Raw genomic sequence first — 22,380 nt, 5'->3', positions numbered from 1 at the left:
ACTCGATTCATCGCGATTCAGCCGAACTGGGTGAGATGAATCGTCCGGTCGTTGGTTTCTCCTCTGCTATGACTGGACATATTCGCAATATCCGCCCCGCCAGGGCCGCGATCGCCGCTGTTCTGGCTTTGAGTGCAACCCCTCTGCTGGCGCAGACCGTAATGACGCCGCCGACCGCGCCGACCACCGTTCCGGAGACGGCGCAGCCGCTACAGGCGCCTGCCCCCGCAACTGCCGCCCCGGCCCCGGAAGCACCGGCCGCTGCCACACCTGCGCCGATCTTCAAGCCTAGCGAGCCGGTCGTCCAGACGACCCCGCCGGTTGAGGACCGCATTGCGGCCGCGACTGCGGCTGCCGAGGCCGAGAAGGCTGCGTCGCAGCCTGCGAACCGCACCGCCGCGCCGCGTGCGCAGGCTGCACCGGCGCCGCGCGCCGAGCCTGTGGCGGAACGCGCACCTGCGCCGATGCCCGCACCGGTTGCTGCTGCGCCTGCCGCCGCGCCCGTACCCGTAACGCCTGAACCTGCTGCGGCAGAAGCGACCGCGCCGACACCGGCGCCCGTGGTTGCCGAAACACCGGCCGAAACGGCGCGCACGGATGATGCACTTCTCTGGGCCATGGGTGGCGGCGCGCTGCTGCTGCTCGGCCTGGGCGGCGCTGCGCTGATGCGTCGTCGCCGGACCGAGGAGGAGTATGTCGAGGCTCCGGTGGTCGAACCGTCGATCGTTCCCGTCGCCGCGAGGACGCCGGCGCCCGCCCCGGCCCGCCCTGTTGCCGAGCCGGTCGTCCGCCCCGACTATGCTTCGGCGGCGATGACCCCGATGGCCGCAACGACGGCGGAAGAGGCAACGCTCGAAGCGATGGTTGCTGCGCCGCCCAGCGCCGAAAATCCCTTCGCCACCCGCGCGAAGCGTCTGCGCCGCGCCAAGTTCCTGCTGACGCAGCAGGAAGCGGCGACCGCGCCCCATGCCGCGCCGCAGACGATCGATGCAGAACCCACTATGGCTCCGGCGATGGACCGCAGCCAGACCGTCTACCGCTTCGGTTCGGATCGTCAGCGCCAGGGCTTCATGAAGCCGCGCACCAGCTGATCCGATCATCGGCACGACAGGAAAGCCGGGCGTCCCGACGCCCGGCTTTTGTCATGTCCGGTTGCGCTTTGGCGGCTTGCCTGATACCGGGCGCGCGCATCAATTCCGCGTCCTTCTGCACGAAAAGAGTCGCCAGCCATGTCCGATTCCATCAACAAGATCGTCCTCGCCTTTTCCGGTGGTCTCGACACCAGCGTGATCCTGAAATGGCTTCAGCAGACCTATCAGTGCGAAGTCGTCACTTTCACCGCCGATCTGGGGCAGGGCGAGGAGCTGGAACCCGCCCGCGCCAAGGCCCGCCTGATGGGCGTCAAGGAAGAGCATATCTTCATCGACGATCTGCGCGAGGAGTTCGTGAAGGATTATGTCTTCCCGATGATGCGCTCCAACGCGCTCTATGAAGGCCTCTATCTGCTTGGCACCTCGATCGCCCGTCCGCTGATCGCCAAGCGCCAGATCGAGATCGCGAAGATGGTCGGCGCCGATGCGGTCAGCCATGGAGCGACCGGCAAGGGCAATGACCAGGTCCGCTTCGAGCTGGGCTATTACGGCCTCGCCCCCGACATCAAGGTGATCGCGCCCTGGCGCGAATGGGATCTGGCCAGCCGCACCAAGCTGATCGAGTTCGCCGAAAAGCACCAGATTCCGATCCCGCGCGACAAGCGTGGCGAAAGCCCCTTCTCGACTGACGCGAACATGCTGCACACTTCGTCGGAAGGCAAAGTGCTGGAAGATCCGTGGGAGGAAACCCCGGACTATGTCTATTCGCGCACGGTGAACCCGGAGGACGCGCCCGACGCGCCTGAATATATCACCATCGATTTCGAGCGTGGCGATGGCGTCGCGATCAACGGCGTCGGCATGTCGCCCGCGACCCTGCTCGAAACGCTCAATGAATATGGCCGCAAGCATGGCATCGGCCGCCTCGATCTGGTCGAGAACCGGTTCGTCGGCATGAAGTCGCGCGGCATGTATGAGACGCCGGGTGGCACCATCTATCATCTCGCCCATCGCGGTATCGAGCAGCTGACGCTCGACCGTGGCGCGGCGCATCTCAAGGACGAGCTGGCGCCCAAATATGCCGAGCTGATCTATAACGGCTTCTGGTTCTCGCCCGAGCGCGAGATGCTCCAGGCCGCGATCGACTACAGCCAGGAAAAGGTGACGGGCACCGTCCGCCTGAAGCTGTACAAGGGCGGCGTCTATGTCGTCGGCCGCAAGTCGCCTTACTCGCTCTACAGCGAAAAGGTCGTGACCTTCGAGGACGATGCCGGCGCCTATGACCAGCGCGACGCGGCGGGCTTCATCAAGCTCAACGCCCTGCGTTTGCGCCTCTTGGGTCGTCGCGATCGCTGATTGCTTCTCACGCCGCCCGTTACAGTTTGCGACAAACAAGCGGGCGGCGTGACAAAGTTGCGGGACAAATTTTCCTCATAAGCGTCTTCAAGGACGGCGGACTGCCGTTCAGCAAGACACTGGAAGGAAGTTGGACATGCTCCGCAGATTTTTCACCACCGTCGCGGTCGGATCGCTGTTCGTCGGCGGCCTCGCGGCAACCCATGCCGTCTATGCCCAGCCCGGCGCCGAAGGCGGCCCCGGCGGCCCGCGCGGCGGCATGATGGAACAAGCCGACACCAACAAGGACGGCAAGATCAGCAAGGCGGAACTGACCGCCGCGCTCGAAGCCCGCTTCGCAAAAATGGATGTCGATCGTGACGGCCAGCTGACGCAGAAGGATCGCGACCTCAAGCGTCAGCAGCGCATGGACGAACGGTTCGCCGCGCTTGATACCGACAAGAACGGTCAGATCAGCAAGGCTGAATTTACCGCCGGTCATCAGGCTCGCGCCGAAAAGCGCGACGAACGCCGCGCTGAGGCCGGCAAGCCCGAAGGACGCGGCTGGGGCGGCCATCATCGTGGCCCGCGCGGCGGCATGATGCGCCATGGTGGTCAGGGCGGTCCCGGCTTCGGCGACGCGAACAAGGACGGCACCATCACCAAGGCCGAGTTCATGGCCGGGCCGCTCGCCATGTTCGACAAGGCCGATGCCAACAAGGACGGCTTCGTCACCGCTGACGAGATGAAGGCGGCCCGCCCCCAGATGCGGGATCATATGCGCGGGCCGATGGGCAAGCGCGGCCCCGGCCCGGAAGGCGCGCCGCCGCCCCCGCCCGCCAACTGAGCAGCATGGGCGGCGGTCCGGCGCGGGGTTTTCCTCCCCCTGGCCCCGCGCCCCCGCCGCCCGACCGGGAAGGGCGAAGGCTTGCCCTCTTTCACGCCTTCGCCCTTCCAACCTCCTGAAGGCCATGACAGACAGGCAAGATGAGCGACCGTCCCCATCTCCTGCTCGTCGATGACGAGCGTTCGATCCGTGAACCGCTGGCGCAATATCTGTCGCGCAACGGCTTTCGCGTCACCGCCGTGGAAAACGCCGCCGACGCGCGGCTGCGCATGAGCGCGAGCGCGATCGATCTCGTCATCCTCGACATCATGATGCCGGGCGAGGATGGCCTGTCGCTCTGCCGTCACATTCGCGAGACGAGCGAGATCCCGGTCATTCTCCTGACCGCCAGGTCGGAAGAGACCGACCGCATCGTCGGCCTGGAAATGGGCGCGGACGATTATGTGCTGAAGCCCTTCTCTCCGCGCGAACTGGTCGCCCGTATCAAGGTGATCTTCCGCCGCGTCGCCACCGGCGGCCAGCGCGTCACTGCACCCGACGGCGCGAGCTACGCCTTTGCCGGCTGGTTGCTCAAGGCGCAGGAACGCACGCTAGTGGATAGCGAGGGCGTGTCGCTGCCGCTGTCGACCGCCGAATATAATCTGATGCTCGCCTTCGCCACGCGCCCCAATCAGGTGCTGAGCCGCGACCAGCTGCTCGACATCACGCAGGGACGCGAAGCCAATGCCTTCGACCGCGCGATCGACAACCAGATCAGCCGCCTGCGCAAGAAGATCGAGCCGGACCCCAAGAACCCCACGCTTATCAAGACCGTCTGGGGCGGCGGCTACACCTTGTCGGCCGAAGTGCGGAAGCTGTGAAGCGGCTTCGTCTCTGGCCGCAAAGCCTGGTCGGCCAGATCATCCTGCTGGTCGCGATCGGGCTGTTCGTCGCGCAGGCAATCAATTTCGGCCTGCTGCTGCGCGAACGCAACCGGGTCGATCTGACCGGCCAGACCGCGCCGGTCGTGTATCGCGTGATCAACGCACTCGACGCGCGCGGGGACCGCTGGCCCGGCCGCGCCGACCGGCGGGACAGTGACGATCGCGATCGGAATGAGCGGCGCAATGTCGACTTCGCCACGACCCGCCCCGTCCTCGACGGCAAGCCACGCCCCGACGTGCAGGCGCGCGCGAAGGCCATGTTCGACGATATCGGCCTGACCGTCCACTCCGTCGCCGCGGCCGAAGACAGCCGGATCATGCCGCTGCGCCGCTGGGAGCAGATTCGCAGCCGCGCCACCGGCGAAGTGCCGCGCGACCGCCGCATCGGCCGTCTGCGCCTTGCGGTCGAATATGAACCGGGCAAATGGGTCGTGACCGAAGCCCGCATCGGCAATCGGCCCGCGCGGTTCGGCGGCTGGCTGATAGGCCAGACGCTGATCCTCTATGTCATCGTCCTCCTGCCCCTGCTCTGGGTGGGCCGCCGCATGGCTCGTCCGATGAAGCAACTCACCGCTTCCGCCCAGCAATTTGCGAAGAGCGGCGCGGCCGACGCCGTCGATGAACGCGGCCCCGGCGACGTGCGCGACCTCACCATGGCGTTCAACGCCATGCGGTCGCGTATCATCGCCATGCTGGACGAGAAGGACCGGATGCTGGGCGCGATCGGCCATGACCTGCGCACGCCGCTCGCTTCGCTGCGCGTCCGCACCGAATCGGTCGAGGATGATGGCGAGCGCGCCCGCATGTCCGAGACGATCGACGAGATGAACCGGATGCTGGAGGATATCCTCTCCCTCGCCCGCGCCGGGCGCAGCACGGAAAGCCCGCAGAAGGTCGACCTCGCCTCGCTCGCCGATGCGGTGGTGGAGGATTTCATCGAGCTGGGATCGCCCGTCGACCTCGCCGACAGCGACCGCGCCGTCGCCGTCGTGCGGCCGCAGCAGATCCGCCGCGCGCTCCGCAACCTCATCGAAAACGCGATCGTTTATGGCGAGCGCGCCCATGTCTCGGTTCTCCACGAAGCGGGGACGATCCGCATCGCCGTCGCCGATGACGGTCCCGGCATCGCCGAGGACCGGATGGAGGAAATGCTCGAACCCTTCACCCGCCTCGAAGGATCGCGCAACCGCGAGACGGGCGGAGCGGGCCTGGGCCTCGCCCTCGTCCGCGCGATCATGGCGGAGCATCAGGGCGAACTGCGCCTCGCCAACCGGCCGCAGGGCGGGCTGGAGGCCAGTCTGGTGCTGCCGCTCTAAGCCGCAGCTGGCCGAGCGAAACCGCTCTCGTCGGTCACTGGCGGCGAGAGGTCCGGCAACGCCTTGTCCACTGTCGCCGGTTCGTCGCTCTTCAGCAGTGCGATCGCTTCTGCTCTGGTTTCCACCGCTGGCGGCGACCCGCGCAACGGCAGCCCCGCCGTCTCGCGCACAGTCAACATGGTGATGACGCCGATCAGGCCCGCGCCCATCAGATAATAGGCCGGCACCAGCGGATCGCCGGTCGTCTGCACCAGCCAGGCGGTGATTAGCGGGGTCGTGCCGCCGAACAGCGATACCGACAGGTTGAATGCGATCGACAGGCCGCTGTAACGCACGGGCGTATAGAAGAGCGCGGGCAGGGTGGACGGCATGGAACTGGTGAAGCACACCAGCACGATCCCCATCACCATCAGACCCAGGAAGATCAGCGCGTCATTGCCCGTGCCGATCAGCAGCATGCAAGGAATGGACAGGATCATCAGCGCGAGGCACGCCCCGATGATCATCGGTCGCCGGCCGAGCCGATCGCTGAACAGCCCGCCCGCAATGTTGAGCGGCATCATCACCAGCATCACGATGATGATGAGCAGCAGCCCCTTGGTTTCGGCATATCCCATGGTCACGCTCAGATAATTGGGCATGTAGGTCAGCAGCATATAGTCGGTGACGTTGAACACCAGCACCAGCCCGACGCATTTCAGCAACTGCCGCCAATGGAGGCGGAACAGCGTGCCCAGGCGCGGCCGATCGCTCTCGCGCGCATCGACCTGCTCGCTATAGGCCTGAAATGCCGGCGTCTCTTCCAGCTTGAGCCGCATATAGAGGCCCAGCAGCCCCAGCGGCCCGGCGACCAGGAAAGGAACCCGCCAGCCCCAGTCCAGCATCTGCGCGTCGCTCAGCGCCATCTGCAACGCCGTGACCGTACCCGCGCCGGCGATGTAGCCGCCCAGCGTGCCGAACTCCAGCCAGCTCCCCATCAGCCCGCGTTTCCGGTCTGTCGAATATTCCGCGATGAAGGTCGCCGCGCCGCCATATTCGCCGCCGGTCGAAAAGCCCTGCACCAGCCGCGCGGCCAGCAGCATCAGCGGCGCGCCGATGCCGATCTGCGCATAGGAGGGGATGAGGCCAATGGCGAAGGTGCCCGCCGCCATCAGGATCATCGTCAGCGCCAATATCCTGTGCCGGCCATAGCGGTCGCCCAGCGGCCCGAAGACGAGGCCGCCCAGCGGGCGTACCAGAAAGGCCACGGTGAAGGTGGCAAAGGTCGCGATCAGCTGAAGGGCGGGATCGCTCGACGGGAAGAAGACATGACCCAGCGTGACGGCGATATAGCCATAGACGCCGAAATCGAACCACTCCATCGCGTTGCCGAGCGCGGCCGCGCCGACGGCCCGGTTGAGCAGGGACCGGTCGACCAGCGTGACGTCGTCGACCTTCATGTCGCGGCGGCGTTTGAACCAGCCGAAATGGGCGTGACGCGCGGACTGCGCGTGGGATGATGACAAATTATTCTCCCGGCCCGTCCAAGCGGGCGCGAGCAGCGCGCCACCAAAGCGTCAGACAGGCGATTATGGGCGCAAAGCAGGCCCAAGAATGTTGCGACGCCGCATTGGCATCAAGCGAGGAGCCGGAGACATAGGGATGATATCCGCAAAAAGGTGCAACAAAGGGACGGGCCGTGGCGTCACAGGGGCAGGGCGCAAAATGCCGTCCTGTTGCATTGCAAGGTATTAAGCCTCGGTCCGGCCCCTTTGACCGGTCATCCACTCGCATCATCGACGGACGCGACAAGGCAATGCTGGAAATCTTATTTCCAGTATAGGTAACGAAATTTCAAAATGAGCGGATAGAATGAATTTAAACGGGCGTATCGACCCCGCTTTATTTGCGCGCGGCCTTTTCGGCATCCTGCTCTGAACAGGGTGGCGCCGGTCCGAGGAGGGGCGCCGCGCCAGACGGCGCCCCTGCCCGAGGAAGGTCAGGCCGCGGCGCGGCGTTCCTTCAGTTCTTCGTTGAGCATTTCGGCCAGCAGGAAAGCCAGCTCCAGGCTCTGCGCCGCGTTCAGACGCGGGTCGCAATGGGTGTGGTAGCGGTCGGCCAGCCCCTCGTCGGTGATGGCGATGGCGCCGCCGGTGCATTCGGTCACATTCTGCCCGGTCATTTCGGCATGGATGCCGCCGCCGAAGCTGCCCTCGGCGCGGTGGACGGCGAAGAAGCCGCGCACTTCGGCCAGGATGCGGTCGAAGGGACGGGTCTTGTAGCCGTTGGCCGCCTTGATGACGTTGCCGTGCATCGGGTCGCAGGACCAGATCACCGGATGGCCTTCGCGCATGACTGCCCGCACCAGCTTGGGCAGGCCGGCCTCGATCTTGTCATGGCCGTAGCGGGTGATGAGCGTGATGCGCCCGGCTTCCCGCTTCGGGTTCAGCGTGTCGAGCAGGCGCAGCAAAGCGTCCGGCTCCAGGCTGGGGCCGCATTTCAAGCCGATCGGATTGCCGATACCGCGCAGATATTCGACATGGGCCGACCCTTCGAAACGGGTGCGGTCGCCGATCCACAGCATGTGCGCCGACGTGTCGTACCAGTCGCCGGTCAGGCTGTCCTGACGGGTCAGCGCCTGTTCGAATGGCAGCAGCAGCGCTTCATGGCTGGTGTAGAAGCTTGTCCCGCCCAGCTGCGGCACGCTGTCCGCGTCCAGGCCGCAGGCGCGCATGAAGTCCAGCGCCTGACCGATCTGGTCGGCCATCGCCTCGAACTTCGCGGCCCAGGGGGAGCGGCCCATGAAATCGAGCATCCAGCCGTGGACGCGATCCAGCGACGCATAGCCGCCGGTCGAGAAGGCGCGGACCAGATTGAGCGTTGCCGCCGACTGGTTATACGCCTGCACCATGCGCTGTGGGTTCGGCTCGCGGGCTTCGGGCGTGAAGGCGATGTCGTTGACATTGTCGCCGCGATAGCTGGGAAGTTCCACGCCGCCGATCGTCTCGGTATCGGCCGAGCGCGGCTTGGCGAACTGGCCCGCCATGCGGCCGACCTTCACCACCGGCAGCTTCGACGCGAAGGTCAGCACCACCGCCATCTGGAGCAGCACGCGGAACGTGTCGCGGATATTGTTCGGATGGAACTCCGCGAAACTCTCGGCGCAGTCGCCGCCCTGCAACAGGAAAGCGTCGCCGGTCACGACCTTGGCCAGATCGGCTTTCAGATTGCGCGCCTCGCCCGCAAAGACGAGCGGCGGAAACTGGCCAAGCTGGGCCTCTACCGAGGCCAGCGCCTCCTGGTCCCGATAAAAGGGCATCTGGATGCCCTTATGCTCCCGCCAGCTTTCCGGCGTCCACTTCGCCGCCACGTCGAGTCTCCTTCGCTCAAGATAAAATAGGGGCCGCCCCTACGCTTGTCTGGGGGGCAAGGCAAGATTGTACCAGTTAGGCCATCGGAATGCGCAATGATTTGTCCCGATCAGGCTGATCGCCCCGCTCTATTTTTGGCAGGGATGGCGATCGTTGAGCGCCACGCTGACAAGGACCGAGGCGGGCGCCTTGCGCTGGTCGGGCCAGCGTTCGAGATAGGCGACGACGATCTTGCGCGCCTCGTCCGCGCTCATGCGGTCGGGCCAGCAGACCGGACGGCCCCGGCCGATAAAGGCATCCTTGCGAATGCCATCGACCACGCCGACGATATAGGCGGTGCAGGCCAGCGCATATTCGGGCGCCTTGTTGCGGCATTTGGCCAGCAGGCTGGCGCCCGTTTCGAACATGAAGGCGCCCGTTCCGGCGGCGGGGGCCGTCGGAGCCGCAGGGGAGGGCGAGGCGGCGAGGCTGGCTGCCGCCATCGCGATCGGAAGCGCGCGTATCATGATCATCCTGAAGCCGATGCTTGTTGCCCGCCCGTAACCAGGCGATGCTGAACAACGCCTGTCCGTTTTCGACCTGTCCGTGTCGATGCCATAGCTTCCCGAATCGCGCCGGGCCAGTGCGCGGCGGGATTACTCCTTCCGTTTGGCGGTGAAGTCGAAGGACAGGGCCACCTGTGGGGTCAGGCCAGTGCTGCTGTCGCCATTACCGACGCCAAAGGCGCTGCGCGCGATGGTGGCGCTGCCCGACACTTTGCGGACGGCGTCCTTGCCTGAAAGGGCGAAGCGGATGGCCTGCGGCTTCGAAACGCCCTTCAGTGTCAGCGTGCCGCTGGCGCGGTAGCGGTTGGGACCGGTTGCCTCCGCCCCCTTGGCTACGAAGGTCGCGGTGGGGTGGGCCGCTACGCCGAAAAATTCTTCGCCCGGCAGCATCCCGTCCTTGTAGGCGTCCCCCACGCTGGCCGAGGCCATGTCGATCGTGACCTTGATGTCCGCGCTGTCGGGATGATCGGGGTCCATGACGATGGCAGCGGTCCATTTGGCGAAACTGCCCTTGATCGTCTCGCCATCATTGCCGATCGAAAAGCCGATGCGGCCGCCGGGCTGGACGGTCCATGCGGGCGGCGGGCCGACGGGTTCTTCTTGAGCAGCCTGTGTCGCGTTGGCGGCGGCATTGTCGGCCGGCGCTGTGGCGTTGACCGCTTCCATCTGGGCGAGATTGTCTATTTCGGTGTCGGCCTGTTCCGCTACCGGTGGCGGAACGGGGGTGGGGGCGGCCTGCGGGGCGGGCAGGATCGCGCGTCCGGCGACGACACCGCCCAGGATCAGTGCGGGCAGCGCCACCAGCAATGCAGTCGAGCGGCCCGGCACCATGCGCCAGATGAGGCCGTCGCCCATCAGAAAATGATGGCGCAGTGCGCCCGCGGCATGGAGCAGGAACAGCGCGATACCGAGCCAGGCGAGCAGGCCATGGCCGTTTTCGGCAAGGGTGTGGCTGGCGGCCGGCAGGGGCAGATGCGGCAGCGGCAGGACGCCGAACAGCAGGGTCGGCACCTGGACCTTCGCCGTGGATACCAGCGCCCAGCCGGTCAGCGGCGCGCCCAGCATGAAGGCGTAGAGGCCGACATGCACGCCCGATGCCAGCGCGCCCTGCCAGCCGCCCTCCAGCTTGGCCGGACGCGGTTTCCAGTAGCGGACGGCGATGCGGACGAGGGTGAGCGCGAGGATCAGCATCCCGACCGACTTGTGCCACTGGTAGAGCGAGAAACCGCGCGCGCCCAGATCCTCCAGCGCCCAGCCGACGGCGATCTGGAAAGCAAGCAGGGCGGCGATCGCCCAGTGCAGGATGATGGCGACAAGGCTGTAGCGTTGCGTCATGAATTACCCCGGAAATGACCCTGATGATTGGGCGCAAATTATGTCGCGCTCGTAACCAAGTCCATTGCCCGGGGCGGAAACGATGGGTTGCAGCTTGAGCGCGCGCGGTCATGAATGGGGATCTGGAAGCTATCATATTCCGTCATCCCAGCGAAAGCTAGGATCTCAGGCCAAGTCGCGCAACCTCGCCTGAGACCTCAGCCTTCGCTGGGGTGACGGCCAAGAAGAACAGCCGACAGTCCCCTAACCACCCAAAACGCTCGCGCCCAGCCTAGCGCCCCAGATCGATCGCCGGCTTCTCCGCGTCGGGCAGTTCCGCGCCCATGACCCTGGCGAGCGTCGGCGCAATGGCGCGCATGTCGATCTGGCCCAGATCCTTGCCCGGCGCGACGCCTTTGCCCATCAGCAGCAGAGTCGATTGAAGGTGGGCCGGACCGGGGAAATAGCCGTGCATGCCCCTGACCGGGCTGGGTGCGACGATGGGGGCTGCCGGGCCGCGGAAAATGTCGGTGACGAAGCCGGGCTTGAGGTTGATGGCGAAGCTGGCCTGCGGGTTGCCGCCTATGGCCGCCACTTCTGTCCTGTCGGCCACTCTGGCGATGCCGTTCGCCGGATTGGCGGCGAGCTGGTCGAGCAGCTTCTTCACGCGCGCGGCTAGCATCTGATCGTCGGGACGGGCCAGCATGATCGCGGCCGATCCCCCGGCGATCCACGGCATGGCCAGCCAGGAGGCGACCTTGCCATCCTTGCCCAGCGTGATGAGGCCGGCATCGATGAAGGGGCGGTAGAGGTTGAGCGCCGTGTGGGTCGCTTCGAACCCATGGTCGCTGACCAGCGCGATCACCGCGTCGGGATGCGCTTTCGCTTCTGCCGCGACAAGATCGCCGATGATGGCGTCGATCTTCTCCAGCACCGCCTTCGCCTCGGGCGTGTCCGGACCCTTTTCATGCTGCTCATGGTCGAGCGCGGTCAGGTAGACGGTCAGGAAATCGGGCTTGTGCGCGGCGATCAGCGCCGTGGCGAAGCGGCCGCGCAGCTGGTCGCCGGGCAGACTTTCGTCGATGCCCATGGCGTAGGGATGGCCGACCTTGGCCTCCAGCTCAGCCTTCAGGCCCGGCGTCGCCAGCGCGTCGAGCAGCTTGGCGTCGTCGGCATGGCCGGTGCGCCAGATCTGCGGCAGGTTCCAGGTCACGCCCTTTGCCGCAACGCTGACCGGCCAGTGGATATTGCCGGTGGACAGGCCCGCCTTGCTCGCGGCCTCCCACAGCATCGGTACCTTGACGTCCTGCGCATACCAGTACCAGCCGCCCTGGTTTATGCCGGTCGGATCGAAGCTGTTGTTGGCGACGATGCCGTGCCGGGCGGGCGCGGCGCCGGTCATCAGCGTGGTGTGGCTGGGATAGGTGAGCGTCGGCAGCACGCCGGTCACGCCGCTTGCATGCGCGCCGTCCTTCAGGAAGCGGCGCAAATGGGGAATGGACAGGCCGCGCTTGTCCGCCTCCAGCACGTCGCCGGGCCGCAGCCCGTCGATCGAGATCAGGAGGACGGGTTCGGCCCGGGCCATGGCCGGGAGGGCCATGACCAATGTCGATGCGACAAGCGCGACTGTCTTCATCTTTCTATCTCCGGCGCGAGCTTCAGAAGCCGGTCTTCAGCGTCGCGAAAAATTGCTGCGGCGCACCGACCAGCAGGGTCTGCGCATCGCCGCTATTGCCGAAGCCGCCCGAACCGATGGTGCCGACATATTTCTTGTCGAACAGGTTGGTGGCGTTCAGCTGCACCTCGATCTTGTCGGTGAAGCGATAGCCGAGCGAGGCATCCACGATCACCCGGCCGGGGACCGAGGCGTCGTTGGTGTAGCTGTAGAAACGCCGCGACATATAGTTGACGCCGACGCGGAAGAAACGCTGGCCATCATCGAAGTTCAGTTCGCCGCGCGCCATATGCTTCGGGCTGTCGACGACGGTCTTGCCCTTGATCGCCGCGACCAGCGTGCCGTCGGAGCTGTTGAGTACATCGTCACGGTAGGTGGCGTCGGTATAGCTGTAGCTGGCATAGAGGCCGAAACCGCTGCCCAGCTTCAGGTCGCCCGCCGCCTCGACGCCGACGGCGCGCACGCCGCCGACATTCTGGAGCGCGGATGCCAGACCCTGGATTGGGCTGCCGACCTGAACCGCCAGCAGGCGGTTGCGGAAGTTGACCAGATAGGCGCCCAGCGTGCCGTTGAAGACCGGCGTGTTGTAGCGCAGGCCGAGTTCATAGGTATCCGATTCCTCGGGCTTCAGATCGTCCTTGATCGCGTCGAAGCCGGCCTGATTGGTCGAGAAGGGACCGGTGGTCGTGGCGCTGGCAAAGGCGCGCGTCACCTGCGTGAAGCCGCCGAAGATTTCCGCCTGAGGCGTGATTTCGACCGCAAAGCCGGCATGGGGCTGGAACCAGTCCTGCACCTTGATCTTGCCTTCGGGGAAGGTCGATGACACCACGGCTTCGGCCTTGTTGGTGACGCTGAACCCCTTCCACCCCAGATTGACCGTCACCATGCCAAGGTCGATCTTGTCCTGAACATGATATTGGAACGTGTCGGTGGTGAAATCGAATTCCCACTGGGTCGCGAAGGGATTTTTGGGATAGTCGCGGAAGCTCAGGCCCGGATCGGTGCGGCTGGCGAAGGCGTAGAAGCGGCGGGCCTGGTTGAACTTGTTATTCTCATACCAGGCGCCGACGCTGAGATTCTGGATGCCGAGCCTATAGTCGACACTGCCGAACGCGCCGATCCGGTCCATCTCATATTCTGTGGTACGGACCGACATGGGCACGCCGTTGGGGCTGGGGGTATAGGGCGTCGCCCACAGGCCCATACCGCTATTATTGTGGTAATAGCCCTTGATCTTGAAGGTCGCCTGCTCGCCGATCGGCGTCGTGATGCCGATCGCGCCCAGCCAGTCCTTGCGCAGGCCGGCCGCGTCATAATAGGCGTCGTCGGCGCTGGTGACGTTGCCGGGATAGGTCTGTCCACCGGCCACCGATGCGCCGCTATAGTCATAGAAGCCGTCGGGGAAAGGCGACCCGCCGCTGTTGCTGATCCGGTCGACGTCGTTCAGGCGGCTGGCATAGTCGATCGCGCGGGCATAGTCGGGGTAAGTGTTGTCCCAGTCCCAGCCAAGGCGGCGGATCATGCCCATCGACATGTCCTGATAATCCTGCTCGCGGCGGTCCGAATAGCTGAGCCAGCCGTCGACCGTCGCATCGCCCACGGGGATCACGACCTTGGCATTGCCCATATGCTGGTCCTGCGTGCCCTGCCCCTTATATTTGTCGGTCGAGCCATAGCCGTAGGAGACATAGCCGCGAATGCCATCCTTGCTGCCCAGCGCCAGCCGGGCGAAGGCGCGCCAGGTTTCGTCGCTGCCATAGGTCAGGTTGCCCTGCGCGCCGAATGCGCCGCCGCTCAGATAGTCGGCCGGGTCGGCGGAGAAGGTCTCGACCGTGCCACCGAGGTTGCCGGTCGCCTGCGTGCCGAGCGAGCCGGCGCCCTGCGACACGCGCACGCTGCCGATATTCTCGCTGCTGATCGCGCGGGTGATGTGCAGGCCGTTATGGTTGCCATAGCTCATGTCGCCCAGCGGGATGCCGTCGAAGGTGAAGCCGAGCTGGTTCTGGTTGAAGCTCCGGATGGTGACGCGCTGCGACCATTCATAATTGCCGAACGGATCGGCCGACTGGAAATTGACGCTGGGCAGTTTTTCGATCGCCTTGAGCGCATTGGTGCCGGGCGTCAGGGTGACGAGATCCCTGGCCGCGATTTCCTGCACCTGGCGGGTTTCGCCACGGCCGAAGACGATGATGTCCGCGCCATCGGCAGCAGCGGCGTCGGCTGCCGGCGCGACGTCCTGCGCAAAGGCGGGTGTGGCGGCGAGAATGGTGGACGCAAGCAATAGGGCGTTGATCGGACGCATGGTGAAATCCCCCTTGGAACCCTGTTGGATGACTGGCTCTGCCGGGGGCCTTAAGCGCGCGATGTTGCACTGCGGTGTGAACATGTTGACGGATCGGTGACGCTCTTGTGACACGTGCGTCATGATCGAACGAGCCGTTCACTGGATCATGGCCGGTTGCTTGCCGATTGTGTCATAAAGGTCGCAGTCCTGCCATTTTCACTGGCGCGATTGCATCGACGATCCGGGCGGCTATGGAAATGTGACAGAAAATTCCAAAGGGAAAGCAGGACATGGCCAAACCCGAATCCTGGCGGTTCAGTCCCGAAGCCTATCGCTTCGTCACCAGCATCGACACGCGCTTCCAGGATCTGGATACGATGGGCCACATCAACAATGTGGCCATTTCTGGCATCTTCGAAACCGCCCGCATCCGCTTCCATCATCATATGGGGCGTCATCCGCAGGAACAGGGGGTGCGCTGGCTGGTGGCCAATGTGAACCTCAACTTCATCGAGGAATCGCATTTCCCCTATCCGTTCGAGGTGCATTGCGCGATCGGCCATATCGGCCGCACCAGCTGGACGATCAGCTCGGCGGGGTTCCAGAAGGGCATGTGCGTCGCCACCTGTGACACGACGGTCGTGACCCATGGCGCGGAGGGCCGCCGCTCGATCGACGATACGCTGCGCGAGGCGATGGAGCGAAATTTCCTGCGCAAGCCGGATTGATCGGGCCGGGATGAGCGGGCCTATCTGAAGCCCGCCATCCGCCGGCTCCATTGAAAGGCGATGACCCCGCCCTTTATCGGCTGGATCATCGCCACCGCCAGCAAGATCGCCAGCCCCGGCCAGATCAGCGCCTGCCAGCCGAGCGGGATGGCAAAGGCGGCATTCACCTCTATCATCAAGGGCACCAATATATGCCCCAGGAGCAGGATCACGATATAGGCGGGGAAATCGTCCGCCTGATGCGCGTCGAGGTGAAGGCCGCAGCGCGTGCAGGTCGGCGCGGCCTTGAGGAAGCAGGCAAACAGCCGGCCCTCGCCGCAGGCTGGGCAGCGTCCGCGCAGTCCATGGCCGATCGCCGGGCCGATCGGGCGGTCGGTTCGGGTGTCCGGGGCAGGATCGGTCATGGATCGATGGCTAAGCGCTGCAAACTGTCCATGCAACAGAGCATCGCCGTCTTGCGCTCTTCCGCTGTCGACAAAGCCTGTTAAGAAGCGCCATGCGTCTCCCCGGTCCCGACGAGCCTTTCTGCCTGTTCGACGATGCGCGCCTGCGTGGCGCGGCGCCGGCGCGGCTCTATCGCGATCCTGTCGGCATTATCGCGGCTCGGGCCATGGCGGAGGTGCAGCCCGCGCTCGACCGCGTGGCCGAAGCGCGCGAGGCGGGGCTGCATGTCGCGGGCTATATGAGCTATGAGGCCGGGCTGGCGCTGGAAGACCGGCTCGCGCCGATCGCGCGCCGACGGGACGATGCGCATACGCCCCTGCTCTGGTTCGGCCTGTTCGAAGGAGTCAGGCTGATTGCGCCCGGTGCGCTGCCGGGCCTTCTCCCCGATCCGGTGGGCGCTGCCGCCGGGCCGTTGCGACCGTTGGTGGACGAGGCGGGCTATCGCGCCGCCTTCGCTCAGGTGCAGGACTATATCTGCGCCGGCGACATCTATCAGGCCAACCTGACCTTTCCCTGCGCGGTCGCGGTCGACGGCGACCCGATGGCGCTCTACGCCGCAATCCGGCCGCGTGCGGCGGCGGGCTATGGCGGGGTGATCCGCGACGGGGGGCAGACCATATTGTCCTTCTCGCCCGAACTTTTCTTCACCCAGGTGCGCGGCCAGCTGACCGCCCGGCCGATGAAGGGGACGGCGGTCCGTGCCGCCGATGTGGACGAGGATGCCGCCAACGCCCGCTGGCTGGAGGCGGATGCCAAGCAGCGCGCCGAAAATCTGATGATCGTCGACCTGCTGCGCAACGACCTGTCGCGGGTGTCGCAGGCGGGCAGCGTCACCGTGCCCGACCTGTTCAGGGTGGAGAGCTATCCGACCGTGCACCAGCTTGTCTCTACCGTGCGCGCGCGGGTGCTGCCGGGCCTGTCGCCGGTCGATGTGCTGCGCGTGCTGTTTCCCTGCGGATCGATCACCGGCGCGCCCAAGGTACGGGCGATGGAGATCATCGACGCGGTCGAGCCGCACGCGCGCGGCGTCTATACCGGCACGATGGGCTGGATCGATCCGGAAGGCGATGCCGCCTTCAATGTTGCCATTCGGACGCTATGCGTCGAAGAAGGCAATGGAGTCGGCAGGCTGGGCCTCGGCTCGGGCATCGTCGCGGATTCGGAAGCAGGCTCCGAATGGGCGGAATGCCTGGCCAAGGGGCGCTTTCTTTCGCCGGCGTGATGGCATGATGTGCAGGGGCTAGAAACAATAGCAATGTCTTTGGCTGACGGACGGTTCGACCTGCTTGAAACCATGGCCTTCGATCCGCATGAGGGGATCAGGCTGCTTGAGCTGCATCTGGCGCGGCTAAAGGCCAGCGCCGATGCGATGGGCTTCGCCTTCGATCGGCATGGCGTGCGCAACGAGCTGCAGGCGGCGACCTTCCGCTTGCGGGAGGCGAGCCGGGTACGGCTGCTGGTGTCGCGCGGCGGCGCGCTGGCGATCGAGGTGCGCGATCATGGTAGCTGGCCGCAGGCGATCGTCCCGGTCGCCGTGGTGCCGCGCAACGCGCCCGCCGACGACCTGCGCCTGGCGCACAAGACCACCGACCGGGCGCTGTACCGCGATGCGCTCAAGCGCGGCGGCACCTATGAGGTGCTCATGACCGACGCGGCCGGCTATCTGACCGAGGGCAGCTTCTCCACCCTCTTCGTCGAGCGCGGCGACAAGCTGGTGACGCCGCCGCTGTCGCGCGGGCTGCTGCCGGGCATATTGCGGCAGAGCCTGATCGACATGGGCGAGGCGGTGGAGGGCGACCTGCGCATCCACGATCTGGAGCGCGGCTTCTTCATCGGAAATGCCGCGCGCGGCATGGTGGCGGCGACACTGTCGCGCTGATTTTCGCCCGATAGCAACGCTATGCTGCCGTAAAGCCATTAACGCCCATCTGGCCGGTTGCCCCTTCGTCCGTTGCGCACTAAGGGACGCGGCGTCCGCTTTTATTGCGGGCCTTTGGGGATTCATTATTTTGGGTCGCGATTTTCGAGTCAGCGGGCTGTTCCGCCTGCTTTGAAATCGCTCTGGAGAAAGATTATTACCATGAGCCAGACTTCCGCCGCCCTCGGTCGCATCCAGCCCTCCGCCACCCTGGCGATGAGCGCGCGCGTGAATGCCCTTAAAGCCGAAGGCGTGGACGTTATTGGTCTCTCGGCCGGCGAACCGGATTTCGATACGCCCGACTTTGTCAAAGAGGCGGGCATTGAGGCCATTCGCAAGAATCTGACCCGCTATACCGACGTGGACGGCACCGCCGACGTCAAGGAAGCCGTCGCCTTCAAATTCAAGCGTGACAATGGCCTGATCTACAAGCGCAGCCAGATCAGCGTGAATTCGGGCGGCAAGCATACCCTGTTCAACGCGCTGATTGCGACCGTCGATGCGGGCGATGAGGTCATCATCCCGGCGCCCTACTGGGTCAGCTATCCCGACATTGTGAACTTCGCGGGCGGCACCCCCGTCTTCATCGAAGGTCCGGCAAGCCAGGGCTACAAGATCACGCCCGCCCAGCTGGACGCCGCGATCACCCCGCGCACCAAGTGGGTGATGCTGAACTCGCCCTCCAATCCGTCGGGTGCGGCCTATTCCGCCGACGAGCTGAAGGCGCTGGCCGACGTGCTCCTGCGTCACCCCCATGTGCTGGTGATGACCGACGACATGTATGAGCATGTCTGGTACGCGCCGACGCCCTTCGCCACCATCGCGCAGGTCTGCCCGGAACTGTACGACCGTACGCTGACGGTGAACGGCTGCTCCAAGGCCTTTTCCATGACCGGCTGGCGTATCGGCTTCGCCGGTGGTCCCGAATGGATCATCAAGGCGATGGGCAAGCTTCAGTCGCAGTCGACCAGCAACCCCTGCTCGATCAGCCAGGCCGCCGCCGCCGCCGCGCTGACCGGTCCGCAGGACTTTCTTGAAGAGCGCAACAGCGTGTTCAAGAAGCGCCGCGATATGGTCGTCGCCATGCTGAACGATGCGCCGGGCCTCGACTGTCCGACGCCCGAAGGCGCCTTCTACGTCTATCCCGACGCCAGCGGCCTGATCGGCAAGACCACGCCCAAGGGCGAGGTCATCACCAGCGACGAAGCGCTGATCGGCTATTTCCTCGACGAAGCGAAGGTCGCGGCTGTCCATGGCGCCGCCTTCGGCCTGTCGCCGGCCTTCCGCATCAGCTATGCGACCTCGGACGAGGTGCTGAAGAAGGCCTGCACCCGGATTCAGGAAGCCTGCGCCGCCCTCAAATAAGCCGTCGCGATTTCGCATCTGTGACAAACGGAAACCGGCGTGAAAGCGCCGGTTTTTCTATCCTGTCAAAAAACGGAAACGGTCTTTTTCGCACTGCGGCGTCTTGCGATTGACGCCGCAGCGTCTATATGCCCGTTGCGGAAAGAAACCGAATTTGGACTTGGCCCCTTCGTCGTTCCCTGGCCCACATTGGTCGAAAGTCGCTCCCGCGACGCGGCCGGTTCAGCCAAGGGCAAGGCGCCGGGGTATAGCCGCCGGTCGAGTTGGCCGAAAAGGACTGTAAGAAAGGCACTGCCATGATGGCATTTTTGAAATCCGACCTGTTCCTGCGCTTTCTGGGCGGGTTCGCGATCGGCGCCGTCGGCATGTTCCTGTTGCAGCCGTCGGAACCGCCGATGCTGAGCACCACCGCCGTCGCGGCGACCACGACCAATGGAACGGCGCTCTAAAGCCCTAACCTCCCTCTTTCTAGCGGCGCTCGTCGCCGCGCCGCCGTTGCATGCCGCATCCGCCGTCCAGGCGCCGGTCCCGACCATAGATGCCGCCCCGACCCGCACGCTGGAAACCGCCATCTTCGCGGGCGGCTGTTACTGGGGCGTGGAGGGCGTCTTTTCCCATGTGAAGGGCGTCCATCTCGCCGTCTCCGGCTTTGCCGGCGGGCTGAAAGGGCGGCGCGTCGACTATGAGACGGTGAGTGGCGGCGAAACCGGTTTCGCCGAGTCGGTCCGCGTCACCTATGACCCGGCGCAGGTCAGCTACGGCACCCTACTGCGCATCTTCTTCTCGGTCATCGTCGATCCGACGACGCTCAACTATCAGCGACCCGACAGCGGCACCCAGTATCGCAGCGCGCTCTTTCCCCTGAATCCTGAGCAGGACAGGGCGGCCCGCGCCTATTTGGCCCAGCTCGGCAAGGCGGGCCTGTGGCGCGACCCGATCGTGACGCGGGTGGAGCCGTTCACCGGCTTCCAGGATGCCGCGCGCGACCATCAGGACTTTGCGCACAGGAACCCGCTGCATCCCTATATTCTCCGCTGGGACAAGCCGAAGATCGCCGCGCTCAAGGCGATGTTCCCGACGCTCTACCGGGAAAATCCGTCGGCCTGATCCGACCGGCACTTTTGCCAGCTTGTCATTGAAGCCCGGCCACCTACTTCCTGATCCCAGATAGAAGGAGCATTCCCATGGGCGACACGCGCGGCCTCAAGATCCTGTCCACCCTGGCCGAGGATGGCAAGCTGACCGTCCAACTGGTCGAGGAAAGCCTGCCGCCTCCCAAAGGGCATGAGATACTGGTCCGGGTGGAAGCCGCGCCGATCAACCCATCCGACCTTGGTCTGCTGTTCGGCCCGGCTGATGTGGACAATGCCGACTATGACGATGGCCGGATCGTGGCCCAGATGCCCGATCCGGCGCGTCGGGCCATGGCATCGCGTGTCGGGGAAGCGATGGCGGTCGGCAATGAAGGTGCCGGGACGGTGGTCGCGGCGGGCGATGCGCCCGAAGCGCAGGCGCTGCTGGGGAAGCTCGTCACCTGCGTGCCGGGCGGGATGTTCGCCCAATATCGGCTGGTCGACGCCCGGTCGGTGATGGTGCTGCCCGATGGGGCGAGTGCGGAGCAGGGCGCGTCCGCCTTCGTCAATCCGATGACCGCGCTGGGTTTCGTCGAGACGATGCGTCGCGACGGGCACAAGGCGATCGTCCACACCGCTGCCGCTTCCAATCTCGGCCAGATGCTGGTGCGTATCGCCAAGGAAGACAATGTCCCGCTGGTCAACATCGTCCGCAATCAGGCGCAGGTGGATACGCTGACGGCGCTGGGTGCCGAACATGTGATCGACAGTTCCGGCGAGGATTTCCGCGCGCAACTCCAGAGCGCGATCGAAGCGACCGGCGCCACCATCGCGTTCGACGCGATCGGCGGAGGCACGCTGGTCGGCGAAATCCTGCACGCGATGGAGCAGGCGGCGAACAAGGGGGCCGCCTATAACCGCTATGGCTCCGACATACTCAAGCAGGCCTATATATATGGCGCGCTCGATATGGCGCCGACGGTCATCACGCGCAGCTTCGGCTTCAGCTGGAATGTGGGCGGCTGGCTGCTCTTCCCCTTCCTCCAGCGCGCTGGCGCCGAAACGGTGGACCGGATGCGCCAGCGGGTGCGTGACGGACTCACAACGACCTTCGCCAGCCCCTACAAAGCGCGCATCTCGCTACAGGATGCGCTCACGCGGGAGGCGGTGTTGACCTACAACGCCAGGCGGACGGGCGAGAAATATCTGATCGTGCCGAACGGCTAGAGCATTCTGAAGTCGGCTGGAACAGCCGACGGCTCGCAGAATGCGGTAATCAAAAGACAATAGAGCCGTGAACGATTCAATCTAATCGTTCACGGCTCTAGGCTGTAGTGACATTTTAGGGATTCACGGCGCCGGGTCTTTGTGATTCAACAGTGGCTTTTGGAGGCTGGTGTGGAAGGCGAGGTACTTCGGGACGATCAATGGGAGCGATTGCGGGAGTTCGTTCCGGGCGGGCGCAAGGGTAAGCGTGGTCCGCGTAGCGACGGCAGGCGTTTTCTCGATGCCTTGCTGTGGCTGGCGCGCTCAGGCGGTCGTTGGCGCGATCTTCCCGAACGCTTTGGTCCCTATCAGACAGCCAAGCGGCGCTATTATCGCTGGATCGAGCAGGGTGTGATCGACCGGATATTCGCGGCGGTGTCCGATGATCCCGACATCGAATGGCTGGCGATCGATGCCACTGTCATCCGCGCTCAGGCTCAAGCGGCAGGGGCTCGGATAAAAAGGGGGGCGTTCAAGCCCAGGCTCTCGGGCGGTCGAGAGGTGGGTTCGGCACCAAAATCCACGCCGTAGTCGATGCCCTCGGTCTGCCGATCCGCTTCATTCTTGGCCCCGGACAGCAAAACGACATGGCTCCAGCCTGCGACCTGATCCGGGGCATCCCGGCAGGCAAGGTGCTGGCGGATCGCGCCTACGATGCCGACCGCCTGCATGACCTCATCTACGAGCAAGGCGGCGAGCCGGTCATCCCACCACGCCGCCACCGCAAGTACCAACACGGCTACGACCGCATCGCCTACAAACAGCGTTGGGGCATCGAAGGATTCTTCGCCAAACTCAAACAATGGCGGCGCATCGCAACACGCTACGACAAGCTCGCCCCCAACTTCCTCGGATTTGTCAAACTCGCCAGCATCATGCTCTGGCTCAAATGATTAAATCGTCACC

General features: G+C 65.0%; 19 protein-coding genes and 1 pseudogene. 13 read left to right on the top strand and 7 right to left on the bottom strand.

Going from position 1 to position 22,380, the window contains the following annotated elements; translation table 11 throughout:
• Positions 1-68 precede the first annotated feature (68 nt).
• From DM806_RS16285 to DM806_RS16265, 5 genes are all read left to right on the top strand, one after another.
• On the top strand, positions 69-1,091 hold the full coding sequence (locus DM806_RS16285) for a hypothetical protein (protein WP_256869349.1): 1,023 nt from the start codon (positions 69-71) through the stop codon (positions 1,089-1,091).
• 138 nt (positions 1,092-1,229) lie between these two features.
• Positions 1,230-2,447, top strand: coding sequence for an argininosuccinate synthase (locus DM806_RS16280; RefSeq protein ID WP_179044239.1), 1,218 nt, complete (start codon positions 1,230-1,232; stop codon positions 2,445-2,447).
• Positions 2,448-2,583: 136 nt separating this feature from the next.
• Positions 2,584-3,273 carry an EF-hand domain-containing protein gene (locus tag DM806_RS16275; protein ID WP_179044238.1) on the top strand — a complete coding sequence of 230 codons (690 nt, stop codon included), beginning with the start codon at positions 2,584-2,586 and terminating at the stop codon, positions 3,271-3,273.
• Positions 3,274-3,413: 140 nt separating this feature from the next.
• Complete coding sequence (locus DM806_RS16270; protein ID WP_179044237.1) at positions 3,414-4,133, top strand: response regulator; 720 nt, start codon at positions 3,414-3,416, stop codon at positions 4,131-4,133.
• Entirely contained in the window at positions 4,130-5,512 is a 1,383-nt protein-coding gene (locus DM806_RS16265; RefSeq protein WP_179044236.1) for an ATP-binding protein, read from the top strand. Before DM806_RS16270 ends, DM806_RS16265 begins: the two co-directional genes overlap by 4 nt.
• Here the strand turns inward: DM806_RS16265 and proP are convergent.
• The 6 genes from proP to DM806_RS16235 all read right to left on the bottom strand — a co-directional run bounded on the left by proP (position 5,509) and on the right by DM806_RS16235 (position 14,698).
• Positions 5,509-7,017: a glycine betaine/L-proline transporter ProP gene (proP, locus tag DM806_RS16260; RefSeq protein WP_218647521.1), complete on the bottom strand. Its 1,509-nt coding sequence runs from the start codon at positions 7,015-7,017 to the stop codon at positions 5,509-5,511. The two genes, DM806_RS16265 and proP, sit on opposite strands and share 4 nt — an antisense overlap.
• Positions 7,018-7,490: 473 nt before the next feature.
• The gene (locus DM806_RS16255; protein ID WP_179044235.1) at positions 7,491-8,861 is read right to left on the bottom strand and encodes a class II 3-deoxy-7-phosphoheptulonate synthase; all 1,371 of its coding nucleotides are present in this window, start codon (positions 8,859-8,861) and stop codon (positions 7,491-7,493) included.
• 129 nt (positions 8,862-8,990) lie between these two features.
• Positions 8,991-9,368, bottom strand: coding sequence for a Rap1a/Tai family immunity protein (locus DM806_RS16250; protein ID WP_218647520.1), 378 nt, complete (start codon positions 9,366-9,368; stop codon positions 8,991-8,993).
• A 129-nt stretch (positions 9,369-9,497) separates the two neighbouring features.
• Positions 9,498-10,742: a YceI family protein gene (locus DM806_RS16245; protein ID WP_179044234.1), complete on the bottom strand. Its 1,245-nt coding sequence runs from the start codon at positions 10,740-10,742 to the stop codon at positions 9,498-9,500.
• A 271-nt stretch (positions 10,743-11,013) separates the two neighbouring features.
• A complete protein-coding gene (locus tag DM806_RS16240; RefSeq protein ID WP_179044233.1) occupies positions 11,014-12,357 on the bottom strand; it encodes an alkaline phosphatase family protein in 1,344 nt (447 codons plus the stop codon).
• Positions 12,358-12,379: 22 nt separating this feature from the next.
• Positions 12,380-14,698, bottom strand: a complete 2,319-nt coding sequence (locus tag DM806_RS16235; RefSeq protein WP_179044232.1) for a TonB-dependent receptor — start codon at positions 14,696-14,698, stop codon at positions 12,380-12,382.
• 272 nt (positions 14,699-14,970) lie between these two features.
• Between DM806_RS16235 and DM806_RS16230 the strand changes: the two genes are divergently transcribed.
• Positions 14,971-15,408 carry an acyl-CoA thioesterase gene (locus DM806_RS16230; RefSeq protein ID WP_179044231.1) on the top strand — a complete coding sequence of 146 codons (438 nt, stop codon included), beginning with the start codon at positions 14,971-14,973 and terminating at the stop codon, positions 15,406-15,408.
• A 20-nt stretch (positions 15,409-15,428) separates the two neighbouring features.
• On the opposite strand, the gene DM806_RS16225 is transcribed toward DM806_RS16230, so the two are convergent.
• On the bottom strand, positions 15,429-15,812 hold the full coding sequence (locus DM806_RS16225; RefSeq protein WP_179044230.1) for a DUF983 domain-containing protein: 384 nt from the start codon (positions 15,810-15,812) through the stop codon (positions 15,429-15,431).
• Positions 15,813-15,904: 92 nt separating this feature from the next.
• Here DM806_RS16225 and pabB point away from each other — a divergent pair, with 92 nt between their 5' ends.
• The 7 genes and pseudogenes from pabB (at position 15,905) to DM806_RS16195 (ending at position 22,367) form a co-directional block, all read left to right on the top strand.
• A complete protein-coding gene (pabB, locus tag DM806_RS27320; protein ID WP_256869348.1) occupies positions 15,905-17,074 on the top strand; it encodes an aminodeoxychorismate synthase component I in 1,170 nt (389 codons plus the stop codon).
• 33 nt (positions 17,075-17,107) lie between these two features.
• Positions 17,108-17,731: an aminotransferase class IV gene (locus tag DM806_RS27315; RefSeq protein ID WP_256869347.1), complete on the top strand. Its 624-nt coding sequence runs from the start codon at positions 17,108-17,110 to the stop codon at positions 17,729-17,731.
• Between the two features lie 201 nt (positions 17,732-17,932).
• A complete protein-coding gene (locus DM806_RS16215) occupies positions 17,933-19,135 on the top strand; it encodes a pyridoxal phosphate-dependent aminotransferase (protein ID WP_179044229.1) in 1,203 nt (400 codons plus the stop codon).
• Positions 19,136-19,431: 296 nt separating this feature from the next.
• The gene (locus tag DM806_RS16210) at positions 19,432-19,584 is read left to right on the top strand and encodes a hypothetical protein (RefSeq protein ID WP_179044228.1); all 153 of its coding nucleotides are present in this window, start codon (positions 19,432-19,434) and stop codon (positions 19,582-19,584) included.
• A complete protein-coding gene (msrA, locus tag DM806_RS16205) occupies positions 19,568-20,242 on the top strand; it encodes a peptide-methionine (S)-S-oxide reductase MsrA (RefSeq protein ID WP_179044227.1) in 675 nt (224 codons plus the stop codon). The genes DM806_RS16210 and msrA overlap by 17 nt, the downstream gene beginning before the upstream one ends.
• A gap of 77 nt (positions 20,243-20,319) precedes the next feature.
• Positions 20,320-21,435 carry a zinc-binding dehydrogenase gene (locus tag DM806_RS16200; protein ID WP_179044226.1) on the top strand — a complete coding sequence of 372 codons (1,116 nt, stop codon included), beginning with the start codon at positions 20,320-20,322 and terminating at the stop codon, positions 21,433-21,435.
• Between the two features lie 141 nt (positions 21,436-21,576).
• Positions 21,577-22,367 (top strand): annotated as a pseudogene (locus tag DM806_RS16195) (IS5 family transposase).
• Positions 22,368-22,380 lie beyond the last annotated feature (13 nt).

This window comes from Sphingobium lactosutens, assembly GCF_013393185.1.
Lineage (GTDB): Bacteria > Pseudomonadota > Alphaproteobacteria > Sphingomonadales > Sphingomonadaceae > Sphingobium > Sphingobium lactosutens_A.
The sequence above is the reverse complement of the archived record's forward strand: the minus strand, read 5'-3'. Positions and strand labels throughout refer to the sequence as shown.